Source organism: Knoellia altitudinis, from assembly GCF_042666355.1.
GTDB classification, from domain to species: domain Bacteria; phylum Actinomycetota; class Actinomycetes; order Actinomycetales; family Dermatophilaceae; genus Knoellia; species Knoellia altitudinis.
Window position 1 is genome coordinate 2611584 of the sequence record NZ_JBHTDK010000001.1, and the last position, 16882, is coordinate 2628465.

Sequence of the window (16882 nt, forward strand, 5' to 3'; positions counted from 1 at the left end):
GCCCGCTCGCTTTCGTGTCCGGGTCGCCGGTCGCCTCGGCGTGTGCGCCGACGACTGCGGTCCTGCTCGGGGGAGACTGGGGCGCGATGACGGTCATGGAGCTGCTGCGGGGCGCGCGCCCCTCCGACGACGTGGACGGCGAAGGGTCGCCGTCCGCGCCGTGGCTTCCCGACTCCGCGCGTGACGTGCTCCTCGGTGTCGGCACCGGCCTGCTCTCACTGCTCGTGGTCCTCGTACCGACCGTCCTCGGCTGGATGCTCGACCCGCGACCCGGAGCCACGTTCGGCGAACCTCTCGGCGCGGCCGCGTCCCTCTGGCTCCTCGTGCAGGGGGCGCACCTCGGGTCGAGCGCCACCATCGCCTTCGTCCCTCTGGTGCTGGGCGCCCTGGCCGTGTGGGGGGCGTCACGGGGCGCAGCTCGCGCCCTCGACACCGCGGCTGTCGACGACGCGCTCGTCGCCGACCTGCTTCCTCGCTCGGTCGTCTTCGTCGCCGCTCGCTGGTGGCTGGGGTATGCCGTCACCGTGGGCCTCGCCTCCGCCCTCACGTTGGCGGGGACGTTGCCGCTGCGGTGGCTGAGTCTGGTCGTGCCGCTCTGCGGTGTGCCCGTCCTGGCGCTCGCGATGGCGCTGCGACGTCTGGCCCGGGATGCCGACATCCTCGGCCCGAGGTTCGACGCGTTGGTCGCTCCCGACGCGGTCCGACGGGCGTGGGGTCCTGCCGTGCGCGGCCTCGGCCTGTTGCTGGGCCTCGGGGCGCTCGTCGTCGTGGGCGCCGTCGTCGTCGGCTGGGGCTCGGTGAGCAGCCTCCAGGAGCAGGCCGGCGCCGGCTTCCTCGGAGGCGTGCTGCTGGGCGGGGCCCAGCTGGCGTCCCTGCCCAACCTCGCCCTGTGGGTCGTGTCCTTTCTCGCCGGACCTGGTTTCTCCGTCGTCGACGGCGCCCACACCTCCCTCGCCGGATCGACGAGCGGACTGATGCCTCTGGTGCCGGTCTTCGGAGCCGTCCCCGAGCCGGGCTCCTACCCCTGGGTGCTGCGTCTGCTCGTGATCGTGCCCGTGCTCGTCGGCGGCCACGTCGGGCGCCGAGCGCTCCAAGGCGTCGCACGCCTGTCGTCACTGCGGACCAAGGCGTGGGTGGCCGTCACCGCCTGCGGCATGGTCGCTGCCGCCGTGGGCCTCCTCGACGGGCTCGGTGGCGGCTCGCTCGGTGCCTACCGCCTCTCCGACATGGGGACGTCGGCGCCGTGGCTGGCGCTCGTCCTCGGGCTCGAGCTCGCGCTGGGTGCGCTCGCCGTCGTGGCCTGGGATGCCTGGCGCCTGCGCCGCTGAGCTGTGCCCCCTCTCGGTCCACGAGCCGGGGATCCACGAGTCGGTAGGGTGCTTCGCGTGAACGCACCCGCAGGCATCGTCGTCCTCGTCTCTGGGTCCGGCACCCTGCTCCAGGCGCTCATCGACGCCAGTCTCGACCCGGCATACGGGGTCCGGATCCTCGCCGTGGGAGCGGACCGGGATGACATCGAAGGTCTGCGGCGCGCGGAGCGAGCCGGGATCGACACCTTTGTATGCCGCGTGCGCGACTTCCCGGACCGCGTTGCCTGGGACGTGGCCCTGGCTGCCGAGATCGCCTCTCGCACACCGGACTTCGTCGTCACCGCCGGGTTCATGAAGATCCTCGGTCTGGCCACGTTGAGTGTCCGGACGATCCTCAACACCCACCCGGCCCTGCTGCCGAGCTTCCCCGGGGCGCACGCCGTGCGTGATGCGCTGGCCCACGGGGTCAAGGTGACCGGGACGACCGCACACCTGGTCGACGCCGGCATCGACACCGGGCCGATCCTCGCCCAGCGTGCGGTCGCGGTGCGCGACGACGACACGGAGGAGACGCTGCACGAGCGGATCAAGGTGGAGGAGCGCGAGCTGCTCGTCGACCTCGTCGGTCGTCTGGGGCGTGGCGAGCTGGGTCTGCCGGGCCGCTAGAATCGTCGGCGACGACTGGCGCAGGTGGACCACCACCGGGGAGTCACGAGGGACAAGCATCGCCCGCCTGGGTGCTCCCGCTTCTGAAGTGCACACCCCTTGCCCCCGCACGCCCTCGCACTGCGATTGGAGCCATTCCCATGGCCGTCTCCGTCACCCCGCCCGGACCCACGCAGGACCTGCGTCCGATCCGTCGGGCCCTCATCTCCGTCTTCGACAAGACCGGGCTCGAGGACCTCGCCCGCGGTCTGCATGAGGCCGACGTGGCCATCGTGTCGACCGGCGGCTCAGCGAAGCTCATCGAGGGTCTGGGCATCCCGGTGACCGAGGTCGCCGACCTCACCGGGTTCCCCGAGTGCCTCGAGGGCCGCGTCAAGACGCTGCACCCGCTGGTGCACGCCGGCATCCTCGCCGACACCCGCAAGCCCGACCACGTCTCGCAGCTGGCTGAGCTCGGGGTCGAGGCGTTCGACCTCGTCGTCGTCAACCTCTACCCGTTCGCCGACACCGTCGCCTCCGGCGCACCCGCCGACGACGTGGTCGAGAACATCGACATCGGCGGCCCGTCGATGGTCCGCGCCGCAGCCAAGAACCACCCCAGCGTCGCCGTGGTCGTCGACCCGACGGCATACCCAGCTGTTCTGGAGGCAGTGCGGGGCCAAGGCTTCACGATCGAGCAGCGCCGCAAGCTCGCCGCGACCGCCTTCGTGCACACGGCGACCTACGACGTGCACGTGGCGTCGTGGATGGGCAACGCCTACACGGACTCCAGCGACGGGACCGGCTTCCCCGCGTGGGTCGGGGCGACCTGGAACCGTTCTGCGGTGCTGCGTTATGGCGAGAACCCGCACCAGAGCGCTGCGCTGTATGCCAGTGGGTTCGTTCCCGAGCCCGGGCTGGCGCAGGCGAAGCAGATGCACGGCAAGGAGATGTCCTACAACAACTACGTGGATGCGGATGCTGCCGTCCGCGCGGCCTACGACCACGGCGACCAGCCGACCGTCGCGATCATCAAGCATGCGAACCCGTGCGGCATCGCGGTGGGCTCGGACGTCGCGGAGGCGCACACCAAGGCCCACGCGTGCGACCCCGTGTCCGCGTTCGGGGGGATCATCGCGACCAACCGTCCGGTGACCGTCGAGATGGCCCGCACCGTGGCCGACATCTTCACCGAGGTCGTCGTGGCGCCTGCGTTCGACGCGGATGCGCTCGAGGTGCTGACCGCGAAGAAGAACATCCGGCTGCTCGAGGCGGCGGCGCCGTCGCGCGGTGGTGCCGAGATCCGTCCGATCAGTGGTGGGCTGCTCATGCAGCACCGGGACACCGTGCAGGCCGTGGTCACGGGAGACGACGGCGCCGTGACCGGTGGGGACGACGCCGCGAACTGGCGCCTCGTGTCCGGCGACCCTGCCGACGAGGCGACCCTGGCCGACCTGCAGTTCGCGTGGCGCTCGGTGCGCGCCGTGAAGTCCAACGCCATCCTGCTCGCCTCCGGCGGTGCCTCGGTCGGCATCGGCATGGGTCAGGTCAACCGCGTCGACTCGTGCCACCTCGCCGCCGCCCGCGCCAACTCCGACGCCCAGGACCGGGCGCGCGGTGCAGTGGCGGCCTCGGACGCGTTCTTCCCGTTCGCCGACGGGCTCCAGGTCCTGCTCGACGCCGGCGTGCGGGCCGTCGTGGCCCCGGGCGGGTCGATGCGCGACGCCGAGGTCGTCGAGGCGGCCCAGGCTGCCGGCGTGACGATGTACTTCACCGGAACGCGGCACTTCGCCCACTGAGCCAGCGCTGGTGTCGAGGTCGGGCGACGCGCGGGGGACACGTGCGGATCCCGCGCGTGTCACCCGATCCCGACGCTTCACGACCAGGCCCACGCCGACGCCTCCAACACGGACCGGAACCTCGGTGCGGGAGGCGGTGGATTCTGACACCCGGCGTCTTGCGCAGGAGCGACACCTGGAGCCCTGGATCGGGTCGCCAGATGTCGCTCCCGCGCAACAAGCGGGGCAGACTGCCGGTCGGGTCAGCTGGCGGGGGCTCCGGGCGCGGCGTAGCCCGTCGGGTCGCCCTCGCCGAGGTCGACGATCGCGGCCACGGGGCCGCCACCGTCGGGGCCCTGGTGGGCTGCGGAGACCGACACGAAGACGGCCGGGTCACCGGTCACGGACGCGGTGACGCCACCGACGGTCGCCTTGATCTGGCGGTGCCAGTGGACGTCGGAGTCGTCGAGCATCGCGTTGCGGCGACCGCGGACCTGGCCGTCCTGGCTCACCTCGCACTTGAGGAAGACGTTGACGAGCCGACCCTTGATGTCGCTCGTGTGCGGGCGGTCGGGGAGCTCGAGGCCGGCGTCCTTGATGGCCTCCCAGATGCCGTCGGCGTCGAGGGCGTCACGCATGACCGAGTGGCCGATGCGATAGCGTCCGCCGACCCCGCGGGTGTTGCCGACGACGACGACCTGGGCCTGGTCGAGCTCGACCCCGGAGGAGCAGGACGCCACCGCGGAGAAGAGCGAGCGGTTGTGCATGACGTCCTCGTCGGTCGGCATCTCGATCTCACCGAGGGCGACGGCGATGCCGAGTCCGGTGGTGCCGTTGGAGAGGTCCATCGACTCGTGGGTGTGCTCGGTCCACACCTTCTGGCCGCGCGACTTCGCGTCGCGGATGGTGTGGATCGTGAGCAGCGGCGTCTTGGTCTGCACGTAGTGCACATCGGCGGGGTCGGTGATGCCGGCGCGCTCCATGGCCACCTTCACGGCGTCGGCGACCTTGGTCACCATGCCGACGTAGCCGATCTCCTCGGGCAGGATCGCCTCGCTCATGGCGAAGCCCACGGTGAGGCGCGGTTCGTCGGACTGTTCCGCCTTGTCGGCAGGAACGGTGGCGAAGATCGTGGCGTGCGGGCTGATGATGCCGTCGGTCCCGCCCGACCAGACGATGGGGACCTGCTTGACCTGGTCGGCGGGTGCCCCCTTCTCGACGAGCACCTCACGGAACGCGCGGTCGGCGATGATCCGGGTGTAGTCGTTGACGCCGCCGTTGCCCTCGGTCTTGCCGATGATGGCGATGACCCGGCTGGCCTCCATCACCCCGTCGTCGATGAGCTTCGCGAGCTCGGAGGCGTCGGAGACGCTGTGGAGGGGGACCTTGCGGACCTCGATGGCTTCTGGCACGACTGGACCTTTCTGTGGAGGAGTCACTCTTCGGGGCTGGTGTCGATGATGGTGCCGAACTCACGCTCGACGGCATCGGTGATGTGGGCAAGAGAGGTGATGATGCTGCGGCCGCCGGACTCGGCGAACCGCATCGCGGCGTCCACCTTGGGTCCCATCGAGCCGGAGGTGAACTGGCCGGCTGCGGCATACGCCTGCATCTGGGCGAGCGAGGTGAACTCGAGCGGGCGCTCGTCGGGGGTGCCGTAGTCGACCATCGCGTGGTCGACGTCGGTGGCGATGATGAGGATGTCGCAGGCGAGGGCGTGGGCGAGCAGGGCCGCGGTGAGGTCCTTGTCGATGACCGCCTCGACACCCCGGAGGGAACCGTCGACCTCGCGCACGACGGGGATGCCGCCGCCACCAGCCGCGATGACGACCTGGCCGGCGTCGACGAGGGCGCGGATCGCGGGCAGGTCGAGGACCTCGCGTGGCTCGGGGGAGGCGACGACCCGGCGCCAACCCTTGTCGCCGCGGTCCTCCCAATGCTGGCCGTGGTCGATCATCTGTCGCGCCTCGTCTGCCGGCAGGTAGCGACCGATCGGCTTGGTGGGCTCACGGAAGTGTGGGTCGTCGGCGTCGACGAGGGTCCGGGTCACCAGGGCCGCGACCGGTCGGGCCACCCCGAGACGGGCCAGCGCCGGCTCGAGCGCGTCGAGCATCGTGAACCCGATCGTCCCCTGGGTCTGCGCACCGCACCAGTCCAGGGGGACAGGCGGCACGACAGCCGCGGCGACCTCGTTCTTGACGAGGAGGTTGCCCACCTGGGGGCCGTTGCCGTGGGTGAGGACGACGTCGTGGCCGGCAGCGACGAGCTCGGCGACGTGCTCCATCGCCTCGGTGATGGCGCGCACCTGGTCGGCCGGCGCCGCAGATCCCTCTGGCGAGGTCATGGCGTTGCCGCCGAGTGCCACGAGAACTCGCACGCGCGCCTCACCTTCCGGGACCGGACGGCATACCCCGTCGGTATGCCGTTGCGGCGAGCCTAGGGAGGGGGCCCGCCTCCGGCGTTGGCATCACCTGACAGGCGGGGGCGCCCCGTTTGTCAGGTGTGCGTCAGGTGCGGGTTGCGGTGAGCAGGAGGTACTCCCAGTCGAGGACGGTGCCGTCGGTGCCGCGGTCGAAGCGCTGCGCCAGCGCGAGCAGGTCGGCGTCGAGGGCTGCGACGCGCTCGGGGTCGTCGGCGATGAACCGGTAGACCGCGATCGTCGGCCCGTAGTTGGTCTTGAAGAAGTCGACGAAGTGTTGCGCCGTGGGGAACTGGTCGACGACGAGGTCCTGCTGGACTGCCTTCGTGATCGTGACGCGGTCGCCGAACAGCTCTAGGAGGTGGTCGACGTGCCCCCAGAGCGGCGGCGGCTGGGCGCCGGGAGGGGGCGGCGGCGCGTAGGGCTTCATCGTCGCGAACATCTGCCCGATGAAGCCCTCGGGCGTCCAGCTGAGGAGGGCGATCGTGCCACCGGGACGGCAGACCCGGACGAGCTGGTCGGCCACCGGTTGGTGGTGCGGCGCGAACATCACGCCGACGCAGGAGAGGACGGCGTCGAACTCGCCGTCGTCGCAGGGCAGGTTCTCTGCGTCGGCGACGACCCACTTGATGTGCAGTCCCTCCGACTCGGCCAGTCGCCGACCCTGGTCGAGGAGCTCGGGAGTGAGGTCGGTCGCGACGACGTCGGCGCCGGTGCGCGCAGCGGGGATGGCGACGTTGCCGGAGCCGGCCGCGACGTCATGGATGTGCTGTCCTGCGCCAACTCCCGCCGCCTCGACGAGGACCGGGCCGAGGGGCGCGATGATCTCGGAGGCGACGGCCGGGTAGTTGCCGAGCGCCCACATGGCGCGGTGCTTCGCCTTGAGAGCGGCGTCGTCGGTGGCCGGTGTGGGTGCGGGTGGAGTGGTGGTGCTCATGGCGGGGCCTTTCCGTCGGGTGGTGGTTGGTTGCCCTCAACCTAGGAACGCGCCGGCGCGCGGCGCATCAGTGCGTGCACGCAACGGTGACGGGCCGCGAGAGGGGAGCTGGCGGCACACGCGTAGCCGATCGAGCCGGTCAGCGTGGGGTGAGCAGGCGCGCGACCGCGGCCGTGCGGGCTGACTTCCCGTGCAGGCCGAGCTTGGCGTAGACGTTGCTGAGGTGACGCTCGACGGTGCGGACGCTCAGCACGAGGTCGGCCGCGATCTCGTCGTTGTCGAGGCCACGGGCGGCGAGTCCGAGGATCTCTCGCTCGCGGAAGGACAGGGCAACGAGGTCGGGTGCAGGTCCGCGCTGCTCGGGGACCGGCTCGTCGAGGAAGGCACGCAGCTCGCGGGTGAACGTCTCCCAGGCAGGTTCGTCCTCGAGGACGATGTGGTTCTCGCTCTCGAGAGCGACCAGACGGGCTCCGACGATGTGGCTCGCGAGGTAGCGGGCCTCGGAGAAGTCGTTGAGCCGGTCGCCACGCGAGTGCAGGACGAGGGTCGGCACCGTGAGCTGGTCGAGCAGGTGTGAGGCGTCGGTGGCCCGTCGCTGGCGGCGGGAGGTCCGGGCCGTGTCGGCAGAGGTCGCGTTGCGCTGCAGCTCGTCGAGCCACACGTGCTGCTCCTCGGTCGCCCCGGGGATCATCATCGAGGTGAAGACCCGTCGGAAGGCCGAGTCCGGACGGGCCCACCCGACCTTGATGAGGGCGTCAAGGGTGTCGTCCATCTCCTGCTCGTCCGGGTCCTTCGACTGCTGACCCGAGTAGCTGCCGTAGAAGGCAAGGCGCGAGACCCGCTCCGGGTGACGGGCGGCATACGCGATGGCGATCGGACCACCCTGCGCCATGGCCAGGAGGTCGAAGCGGGTGAGGCCGACGTCGTCGACGACGGCTTCGAGGTCGGCAAGGCGCACCGCCGGACTGTGGTCCTCGACCCCGCGGTCGGAGAGTCCGTGGCCGCGCTCGTCGAAGCGGATGACGGTGTGGGAGCGACCCCACTCCACGAGGTAGTGGCGCCACACGGGCGAGACCCAGTCGTACTGGAGGTGGCTCAACCAGCACGAGTCGACGACGAGGGGCGGGCCGGAGCCGTGGATGGCATAGGCGATCTGCACCCCGTCGCTGGAGCGACAGAAGCGGACTTCCTGCCGGGGGATCGGCGGGTCAGAGGCCACGTTCCATCGTAGGACCGCTGCCGCGCCCGAGTCGGCGGTATCGCGTGTGCCGGTCGACGAGGCGCTGGGCGGGTTCGACCTCCGACAGCTCGGCCAGCTCGTGCCGGATGGCCAGTCCCATCCGCTGACAGAAGGCCTCGGGCTCCTGGGAGGCGTCTGGATGCTCGGCCACGATGCGGTCGATGATCCCGTCCTCGAGGAGGTCGAGGGAGCGCACGCGCTGCGTCCCCGCGAGCTCGGGCGCGCGGTCGGGTGTGCGGTGCAGGATCGCCGAGGCACCTTCTGGTGGCAGGGGGGACAGCCACGAGTGCTGGGCGCTGATGACGCGGTCGGCGGGCATGAGCGCGAGCGCCCCGCCGCCGGTGCCCTGACCGAGCAGCACGCAGACCGTGGGGACCTCGAGGACGACGAGCTCGGCGAGGCACCGGGCGATCTCACCGGCCATGCCGCCCTCCTCGGCCTCCTTGGAGAGCGCGGCGCCGGCCGTGTCGATGATGCTCACGAGTGGGAGGTCGAGTTCGGTGGCGAGCTTCATCCCACGGCGGGCCACGCGCAGCCCGGACGGCCCGAGCGGTGCCTCGGTCTGCTCACCCCGACGGTCCTGTCCCAGAACGACGCAGGGGGTGCCCTTGAAGCGAGCGAGCGCGAGGAAGAGCGACCGGTCCCACTCGCCGGCGCCGGTGCCGAAGAGTGGCAGGACGTCGGTGGCTCCGAGCTTGAGCAGTGCGCGCACTCCAGGACGAGAAGGCTTGCGGGACAACAGGATGGAGTCCCAGGCCGGGATGTCCGGGAGCGGCTCGCGCGGGACCTCGGGCGCCGGTGTCGTGTCGTGGGGCGCGAGGACGAGGTCGAGGAAGCGGGCTGCCGTGGCGGTCAGCAGCTCGACGGGGAGGACGGCATCGAGGAGGCCGTGGGCGAAGAGGTTCTCGGCGGTCTGGACGTCATCAGGGAACGGCTGACCGTAGAGGGCCTCGTAGACGCGGGCGCCGAGGAAACCGATCGTCGCGCCGGGCTCACCCACGGTGACGTGACCGAGCGATCCCCACGACGCGAAGACACCGCCGGTCGTGGGATGGCGGAGATAGGTGATGTAGGGCAGGTGCTCACGCTTGTATGCCGCGACAGCAGCCGAGATCTTGACCATCGTCACGAACGCGGGCGTGCCCTCCTGCATGCGGGTGCCACCCGAGGCCGGCGCGGCGAAAAGGGGGAGGCGCTCGCGCGTGGCCCGCTCGAACGCGAGGACGATGCGCTCGGCGGCGGCGACGCCGATGCTGCCCGCGAGGAACCTGAACTCCCCGGCAATGACCGCGACCCGGTGCCCGCCGATGCGCCCCTCGCCGGTGACGATCGACTCGTCGGTGCCGGCCTTCTCGGCAGCGGCGGCGAGCTCGGCGGCATACGGGCTGTCAGGTTCGGCCACGGCGATGGGTGCCTCGTCCCAGGACTGCCAGGCCCCGTCGTCGAGGACGGCGGCGATGAGCTCACTCGAGGTGGGACGTGAGGGCCTGGCGCTCACGCCGTGTCCTCCTCAGCGAGCCAGGCTCGCACGCTGTCGTTGTGCTGGCCGAGGGTGGGCGGAGCGAGGTGGGACTCGCGGCCACCGGCGAAAGCGTTGTCGTCGAAGCGGATGGGCGGCCCGGGGATCTCGATGGAGCCGAGCACCGGGTGGTCGACGTCGAGGACGAGCCCCTGGGAGCGGGTCTGGTCCCAGTCGTAGACACGGTCGATCGTGCGCACCTCCCCGGAGGGGATGCCGAGCTCGGCGAGGCGAGGGAGGAGGTCGTCGAGCTGCCAGGTCGCAAAGGCGGTGTTGAGGGTCGAGCGGACGAGGTCGGGGTGTGCGACGCGCTCGCGGTTCGTGCCGAGTCCGGGCGTCCGTGGATCGATGTCGAACCCTTCGGCGAGCTTCACCCAGAGGGACTCGGAGCCGCACGCGACCTGCACGTCACCGTCCTGGCAGTGGAACAAGCCATAGGGCGAGAGTGCCGGGTGGTGGTTGCCCTGGGCGTGCCCGACCTGCCCGGCCACGGTGTACGCCGTGCCCTGGAAGGCGTGCGCGCCGACGACCGCCGCGAGCAGGCTGGTGCGGACGACGCGACCCGTGCCGGTCGTGTTGCGTTCGTGGAGGGCGGAGACGACGCCATAGGCGCCGTACATGCCGGCGAGGAGGTCACCGATGGGGACGCCGATGCGGGTCGGTTCATCGGCGCTGGGGCCCGTGACCGACATGAGCCCGGCCTCCCCCTGGGCGATCTGGTCGTAGCCGGCGCGCCCACCTTGTGGCCCGTCGTGGCCGAACCCGCTGATCGCCAGGATGACGAGGCGGGGGTTGAGCTCGTGCAGTCGCTCGACGGTGAAGCCGAGGCGGTCGAGGACGCCGGGGCGGAAGTTCTCGATGAGGACGTCCGAGCGCTGGACGAGCCTGGTGAGCACGTCGCGGCCGTCGTCGGACTTGAGGTCGAGGGTGATCGACTCCTTGTTGCGGTTGGCTGCGAGGAAGTAGGTCGAGATCGGGTCGTCCTCGGGGCCCACGAAGGGCGGCCCCCAACCGCGGGTGTCGTCGCCGGTGCCAGGGCTCTCCACCTTGATGACGCGGGCCCCCATGTCCCCCAACATCATCGCGGCGTGCGGCCCGGCGAGGGCGCGCGAGAGGTCGACGACGGTGATGTCCTGCAGGGGTCCGGTCATGGGATCGAGCCTAGGGAGCCGGACGGGTCAGAGGATCGGTGAGGTGATGGCAAGACGGAGGTCACACGGTGTCACCTTCTGCCAAAGGCTCAGGAGCGCATGGCACGCCTGGCCCGTCGGTCCTCAGCTCAGGACGTCTCGCCACGTCCGGGGTTCGCGCCCGAGGAGCTCGCGCAGGGTGCTCGGGTCGCCGACGAGCCCACCTCGGTCGTAGCTGCGGAACATCGCGGCGAGATCGGCGCGAGCGTATGCCGACAGCCTCGCGCCGGGGCCGGCCAGCCAGTCGACCAGCGGTATGGCAGCGGCCTCGACGGGGTGCCCAAGGACCTCGCCGGCGACCGTCGCCATCTCTCGCACGGACAGTTGCTCGGGGCCGACGAGGTCGTAGGTCGCGCCGGAGTGGCCGTCCTCGGTCAGCACCCGGGCCGCGACCTCGGCGACGTCACCGAGGTCGACGTTGGTGAAGGGTGCATCCAGCGAGTGGGGCACCTCGATGCGTCCTGCGAGCGCCGCCTGTCCGAGGTTCTGCAGGTAGGCCGCCGGGCGCAGGATCGTGGCCGACCCCACTCGCGTCCGGACCACCCGCTCGGCCTCGGCCTTGCGGAGGTGGTGCGGCATCGACGGGTCGTGGGGGTGGAGGACGGAGTGGAAGACGAACCGCGAAACCCCCTCTGCCACAGCCGCATCAGCCACCCGGCGGGCGATCCCCACCTCGTCGGGATGCACGTTGGGAGCGAGGTGGTAGACGGCGGACACCCCCGCCATGGCCGCGGCCAGACCCTCACCGGTCTCGAGGTCGAGCGGGACCGCCCTGACGTCCGCACCGGCATACGGCGAGGAGAAGGACCCTGGACGGACGGCTGCCCGCACGGCGATGCCGCGGTCGACGAGGGCCCGCGTGACCGCGCGGCCGGTCTTGCCGGCCGCACCGAGGACGAGGACCTTGCTCACATCCAGTCGTACTCGCTGGCGGTGGCACCCGCGGCGAGCCGGGCATAGCCGGGACCCCGGTCGAAGAACGGCTCGTCGCCCCTCTCCTCACGCAGCCGGGCGCGCAGCGCCTCGCTCGCCTCCACGTCGACGCTCACGTCGTCCTTGCCGCCGGAGGCCACGACGCCGTATGCCGTCCGCGCACCCTCGAGGGACACCTTGCCCCAGACCAGGTCGCGCTCGACCTCGTCGAGGGGACGGTCGAGCGGGTCGCCCCAGCCGCCACCACCGGTGGTGCGGATGCGGACCACCTGACCGGCCTTGACCGGCTCGGCGTCGGCGAGGGCGTCGACCTCGCGCTCGTCGGGCCCGCCCGGATCGATGACGACACTGAACGGCATACCCGCCTTGCCGCCCTTGACTCCCCAGCAGGCGAGGATCGAACGGTCGGCGATCGACATGAAGTGCCCGTCCCGGAGCATCCGGATGTGCTTCTCGTAGCCCAGGCCGCCCCGATAGCGGCCCGCGCCACCGGAGTCCACCGCGAGCCCGAGTCGCTCGACGATGAACGGGAAGCGCGACTCGGTGAACTCGGTGGGCAGGTTCCGGGAGTCGGGGACGACGTGGATGGTGTCCTCACCGTCCGCGTAGTAGCGCCCGCCCGAGCCGCCGCCGAGGACCTCGCGCATGAGGTAGTCGTTGCCGTCGCGATCCTTGCCGTAGACACCGGTGTAGCGGATCGTCTCCTGGTCGGCCGGCATCTGGCCGTCGACGGCCTTGGCGACGACACCGGCAAGGACGCCGAGGAGACGGAGGATGACGAAGGTGCGGGCGTTGGTCGGCGCCGGGTAGATGGGGGTGAGGAGCGTGCCCTTCTCGGGGAAGCGCATCTCGATGAGCGGCACGATGCCCTCGTTGACGTCGAGCTCGGCCATCCGCTCGGGGGTGTCAGCGAGGTTGCGCAGGATCGGAGCGAGCCACTTCTTGAGGAAGTTGCCGCCCACATAGTCGCCGCAGTGGTTGATCGGACCCTTGGCCTGCGGGGCCGTGCCGGTGAAGTCGACGATGAGGCGCGCGCCGCCCTTGAAGTTGGTCTCGGGATCGGCTGGTGCGTCGTCGACCTTGGTGAGTGTGATCCGCTGGGTGTGCAGCCGCGGCTCGTCGACGCCGTCGTGCTCGGCGTAGTCCTCCCAGACGTAGGTCCCCTCGGGGATCTTGCTGAGGATCTCGCGACGGTAGGTCTCGGTCGTGCTGTCGAGGATGGCGTCGAAGGCCGTCTCGATGTCGTCCCGGCCGTAGCGCGCGAAGAGGTCGGAGAGGCGCCGGGCTCCCATGAGGCAGGCCGAGCACTCCGCGTCGAGGTCGGCAGCAAGGCTGTCGGGCATGCGCGAGTTGCGGGTCATGATGCGCAGGGCCGCCTTGTTGGGAACGCCCCTGTCCCACAGCTTGATCGGGGGGACCGAGAGACCCTCCTCGTGGACGCTCGTCGCGTTGCTCGGCATCGAGCCGGGCACCGCGCCGCCGATGTCGTCGTGGTGACCGAAGGCCTGGACGAACGCGACCACGGCCCCGTCATGGAAGACCGGGACGGTGACGCAGAGGTCGGGAAGGTGCCCGATGCCGCCCTCGGACTCGTAGACGTCGTTGTGGAAGAAGACGTCGCCCTCGGCCATCCCCTCGAGCGGGAAGTCGCGGACGATCGGGTGGACGAGCGCCGAGTAGGACCGGCCGGTGAGCTTGCGCAGCTGGCGGTCGTGGATGCCCGCCCGGAAGTCGTGCGCGTCGCGGATCATGGGGCTGCGGCTGGTCCGCGCGATCGCGGTCTCGACCTCCATCTCGACGCTCGCCAAGGTGCCCTGGACGATCTCGACGAGGATCGGGTCGATAGTGCTCCCGGGCGCGGTGAGGCGCTTGCCGTGCTCGTATGCCGTGGGCAGTCCAGCCGTGTTCATCGCACGTCCTCCGTTGATGCGGTCGTCCTGGTGATGACGAGGTTGCCGAAGGAGTCGACCTTGACGACGAAGCCGGGGTGGACCGGAACGGTCGAGCCGAACTCCTCGATGATCGCCGGGCCAGCGACCGAGTCACCCGCCAGCAGGTCGGGACGCCACCAGATGCCCGTCTCGACATATCCGTCGTCGGCGTCGAAGCACACCTGCCGCGTCGAACGGCGCGCCCTCTCCTCGACCGAGCCGCCGGGTCCGTCCTCGACAGAGGCGATCTCGCGCAGCTCGGGTCGGGTGATGGGTCCGACGCCGGTGACGCGGAGGTTGACCCACTCGACCTGCTGGCTCAGGTCGCCGCGGAAGTCGTAGCCGTAGAGCTGGCGGTGCTCGTCGTGGAACGCCTCGGCGACCGTCGCGGCATACGCGTCGTCGACGGTGGAGTCCGTGGGCGCGAGGACCCGCACCTCGTAGGCCTGGCCGAAGTAGCGCAGGTCGACGGTGCGGGTGAACTGGTGCTCCGACGCTGCGAAACCCTCCTTGGCGAGGGCTGCAGCGGCACGCTCGGTGAGCGACACGAACGTCTTGTCGATCGCCGTGTGGTCGAGCGCGGCCTGCTTGGCGACCTGCGTCTGCACGTAGTCGTTCTTGACGTCGACGGTCAGCAGCCCGAAGGCGCTGACGTTGCCCGGGTTGGGCGGGACGACGACGCCGGCGAGGTCGAGGATGTCGACGAGGAGGCAGGCCAGCAGCGACCCGGACCCACCGAAGGTCGTGAGCATGAAGTCGCGGACGTCGAGGCCACGCTTGACCGAGACCTGTCGCAGGGCGTTGGCCTGGTTCCAGGCCGAGATCTCGAGAATGCCTGTGGCACAGCGCTCGTAGTCGAGCCCGAGCTGCTCGGCCAGGGCCTCGATGCCCGTCCGGGCGGCCTCCACGTCGAGCGGGATCTCACCACCGAGCAGGTGCGGGGGGATGCGTCCGAGGGTGACGTGGGCGTCGGTGATCGTGGGGCTGGTCCCACCCTTGCCGTAGCACAGGGGGCCCGGGTCGGCGCCGGCCGAGTGCGGCCCCACCTTGAGGGCGCCTTCGGGGGAGACCCACGCGATGGAGCCGCCGCCGGCGCCGACGGTCACGACGTCGATCATCGGGATCTTGCTCGGGTAGGCGCCGACAGTCCCCTCGGTCGTCAGCGTGGGCTCACCGTCGAGCACGACGGAGACATCGGTCGAGGTGCCGCCCCCGTCACACGTGAGGATCTTGTCGAAGCCGGCCTTCTGGGCGATGAGGGCGGCACCGAGGGCGCCGGCCGCCGGGCCGGACATCGTCGTCGTGATCGGCTGGTGCACGACCTCGTCGGCAGAGAGCACGCCGCCGTTGGACTTCATGATGTAGAACGGGATCTCGCGTCCCGAGCCACCGGTGAAGCCCTCGAGGCGGCTGTGGATGTTGGTGACGTAGCGGCTGACGTTGGGCTTGACCGCGGCGTCGACGAGCGTCGTCATGGACCGCTCGTACTCGCGGTACTCACGCAGCACCTCGCTCGAGATCGAGACGATCGCCTCCGGGTGCTCGGTGCGCAGGATCTCGCGCATACGCAGCTCGTGGTCGTCGGCGGCATACGAATGAAGGAAGCAGACCCCGATCGTCGTGATCCCGCGCTCCTTGAACCAGTGGGCAGCGGCGGTCGCGCCCTCCTCGTCGAAGGGGCGGATCTCGTTGCCCTCGAAGTCCATTCGCCCGCCGACCGTCCTCACGTGGTCGGCGGCGACGATGCGCGGCGGCTTCACCCAGAAGTAGGAGTTGCCGTAGCCGTCGGGCACGGCCTGGCGGGCGATCTCGAGCATGAACTCGTAGCCCTCGGTCGTGATGAAGCCGAGCTGCTCGACCTTGCCCTCGAGGAGCTTGTTGGTCGCGACGGTCGTCCCGTGGCAGACGGCGGTGATGTCGTCACCGCTCGCCGCCATGAGGGCCAGGACCTTCTCGATGCCGTTGATGAAGCCGTCCGCCGGGTTGCTCGGGGTGCTCGGCGTCTTCGTCGTGACGAGCTCGCCCGAGTCCTCGTCGAACGCCACGACATCCGTGAACGTTCCGCCGGTGTCGATCCCGATCCTGATGCGTCGCTGAGCCATGTCAGAGATTCAATCGGGGTATGCCGTCCGGTCTCGTTGTCAATCTCTGCCAACGGATCGCGGGAACCGTCTCACAACCCGCCAACGGGGCACGTGCCGCGCTGCGGGGTGCCGCCCCGGCTTCGAGCGGTGGCCCCGAGAGGGGCTCGCAGCACGGTGTGTGTTTGCGCCACCCGGAAATGGGTAAGTGCTCTTCGTTTTGGCCGTATTTGACACAATCCATGTGTGGAGGTAATTCAGTCCTCGGAATCCGCGCCGCATGTCCAGAGGCTGGCCCGGAAAGTCCGGGGCCCCCAGGGCCGAGAAGTGCCATCACTGCTGGTCACGGGGCAGAACCCAGGCTTCCAGGCCATCAGGGAATGTCAGCTGAAATTGCGTGCGCATCTCTTCTCGAATTGACATGTCCCACCGAAATCCGCGACAGTAGGACCAACCCCGCGACGCGGCCCCCCTTGATCGGGCCGTTCCTCCCCTCAATACGAGGGTGCTGAGTGTCTAAAAGAAGGCCATCGCGCGGAACCCCCCAAATCACGAGCCTCCGACGCGTTCGGAGGCCAGAGGAGTCCTCATGGCTACGAACACCCGCAACGATGCAAACACCAACGTCCACCGCGACCACGTCACCGAGACGCGCCCGGCACGCAAGACCACCGAGCTGATCGCCTACGTCGTGACCGTGCTCGCCGTCCTGGTCACCGCGCTCGTCGTCAACGACGACGGTGACAACACCGCCGACCCGTTCAGCGCCGAGCAGGCGCTGCGCTACATCACGTTCCTCACCATCGGCTACATGGTCGCTCGCGGCCTTGCCAAGTCCGGCTCGCGTGGATCCCGCGCGGACCACGACGCCTGAGTCCTGCCTGACGCCCAGAGGCCCC

Annotated in this window: 13 protein-coding genes and 1 riboswitch; of the genes, 4 read left to right on the forward strand and 9 right to left on the reverse strand. The window is 70.3% G+C overall.

The features are described 5' to 3' along the window. The first annotated feature begins 14 nt into the window (after positions 1 to 14). The 3 genes from ACFQW8_RS12320 to purH all read left to right on the forward strand — a co-directional run bounded on the left by ACFQW8_RS12320 (position 15) and on the right by purH (position 3754). A complete protein-coding gene (locus tag ACFQW8_RS12320; RefSeq protein WP_380087742.1) occupies positions 15 to 1328 on the forward strand; it encodes a cell division protein PerM in 1314 nt (437 codons plus the stop codon). A 48-nt stretch (positions 1329 to 1376) separates the two neighbouring features. After that, the gene (gene purN, locus ACFQW8_RS12325; RefSeq protein WP_380087743.1) at positions 1377 to 1976 is read left to right on the forward strand and encodes a phosphoribosylglycinamide formyltransferase; all 600 of its coding nucleotides are present in this window, start codon (positions 1377 to 1379) and stop codon (positions 1974 to 1976) included. A gap of 1 nt (position 1977) precedes the next feature. Then, positions 1978 to 2056: riboswitch (ZMP/ZTP riboswitch) on the forward strand. Between the two features lie 60 nt (positions 2057 to 2116). Beyond that, positions 2117 to 3754, forward strand: a complete 1638-nt coding sequence (gene purH, locus ACFQW8_RS12330) for a bifunctional phosphoribosylaminoimidazolecarboxamide formyltransferase/IMP cyclohydrolase (protein ID WP_380087746.1) — start codon at positions 2117 to 2119, stop codon at positions 3752 to 3754. Positions 3755 to 3996: 242 nt separating this feature from the next. On the opposite strand, the gene ACFQW8_RS12335 is transcribed toward purH, so the two are convergent. From ACFQW8_RS12335 to ACFQW8_RS12375, 9 genes are all read right to left on the reverse strand, one after another. After that, positions 3997 to 5145: a barbiturase gene (locus ACFQW8_RS12335; RefSeq protein WP_380087749.1), complete on the reverse strand. Its 1149-nt coding sequence runs from the start codon at positions 5143 to 5145 to the stop codon at positions 3997 to 3999. Between the two features lie 23 nt (positions 5146 to 5168). Further along, entirely contained in the window at positions 5169 to 6110 is a 942-nt protein-coding gene (locus tag ACFQW8_RS12340) for a carbamate kinase (protein WP_380087752.1), read from the reverse strand. A gap of 130 nt (positions 6111 to 6240) precedes the next feature. After that, positions 6241 to 7089, reverse strand: a complete 849-nt coding sequence (locus tag ACFQW8_RS12345; RefSeq protein ID WP_380087754.1) for a class I SAM-dependent methyltransferase — start codon at positions 7087 to 7089, stop codon at positions 6241 to 6243. 139 nt (positions 7090 to 7228) lie between these two features. Beyond that, positions 7229 to 8308, reverse strand: a complete 1080-nt coding sequence (locus ACFQW8_RS12350; protein WP_380087757.1) for an alpha/beta fold hydrolase — start codon at positions 8306 to 8308, stop codon at positions 7229 to 7231. Beyond that, positions 8298 to 9827, reverse strand: a complete 1530-nt coding sequence (locus ACFQW8_RS12355) for a carboxyl transferase domain-containing protein (protein ID WP_380087759.1) — start codon at positions 9825 to 9827, stop codon at positions 8298 to 8300. The genes ACFQW8_RS12350 and ACFQW8_RS12355 overlap by 11 nt, the downstream gene beginning before the upstream one ends. After that, on the reverse strand, positions 9824 to 10999 hold the full coding sequence (locus ACFQW8_RS12360) for a CaiB/BaiF CoA transferase family protein (protein ID WP_380087761.1): 1176 nt from the start codon (positions 10997 to 10999) through the stop codon (positions 9824 to 9826). Before ACFQW8_RS12360 ends, ACFQW8_RS12355 begins: the two co-directional genes overlap by 4 nt. 123 nt (positions 11000 to 11122) lie before the next feature. Next, the gene (locus ACFQW8_RS12365; RefSeq protein ID WP_380087763.1) at positions 11123 to 11950 is read right to left on the reverse strand and encodes an SDR family oxidoreductase; all 828 of its coding nucleotides are present in this window, start codon (positions 11948 to 11950) and stop codon (positions 11123 to 11125) included. Continuing rightward, positions 11947 to 13881, reverse strand: coding sequence for a hydantoinase B/oxoprolinase family protein (locus ACFQW8_RS12370; protein ID WP_380087765.1), 1935 nt, complete (start codon positions 13879 to 13881; stop codon positions 11947 to 11949). Before ACFQW8_RS12370 ends, ACFQW8_RS12365 begins: the two co-directional genes overlap by 4 nt. Beyond that, on the reverse strand, positions 13878 to 16004 hold the full coding sequence (locus ACFQW8_RS12375; RefSeq protein WP_380087767.1) for a hydantoinase/oxoprolinase family protein: 2127 nt from the start codon (positions 16002 to 16004) through the stop codon (positions 13878 to 13880). Before ACFQW8_RS12375 ends, ACFQW8_RS12370 begins: the two co-directional genes overlap by 4 nt. A 568-nt stretch (positions 16005 to 16572) precedes the next feature. On the opposite strand from ACFQW8_RS12375, the gene ACFQW8_RS12380 reads away from it, so the two are divergent. Next, on the forward strand, positions 16573 to 16857 hold the full coding sequence (locus ACFQW8_RS12380; protein ID WP_380087769.1) for a hypothetical protein: 285 nt from the start codon (positions 16573 to 16575) through the stop codon (positions 16855 to 16857). Positions 16858 to 16882: the final 25 nt, after the last annotated feature.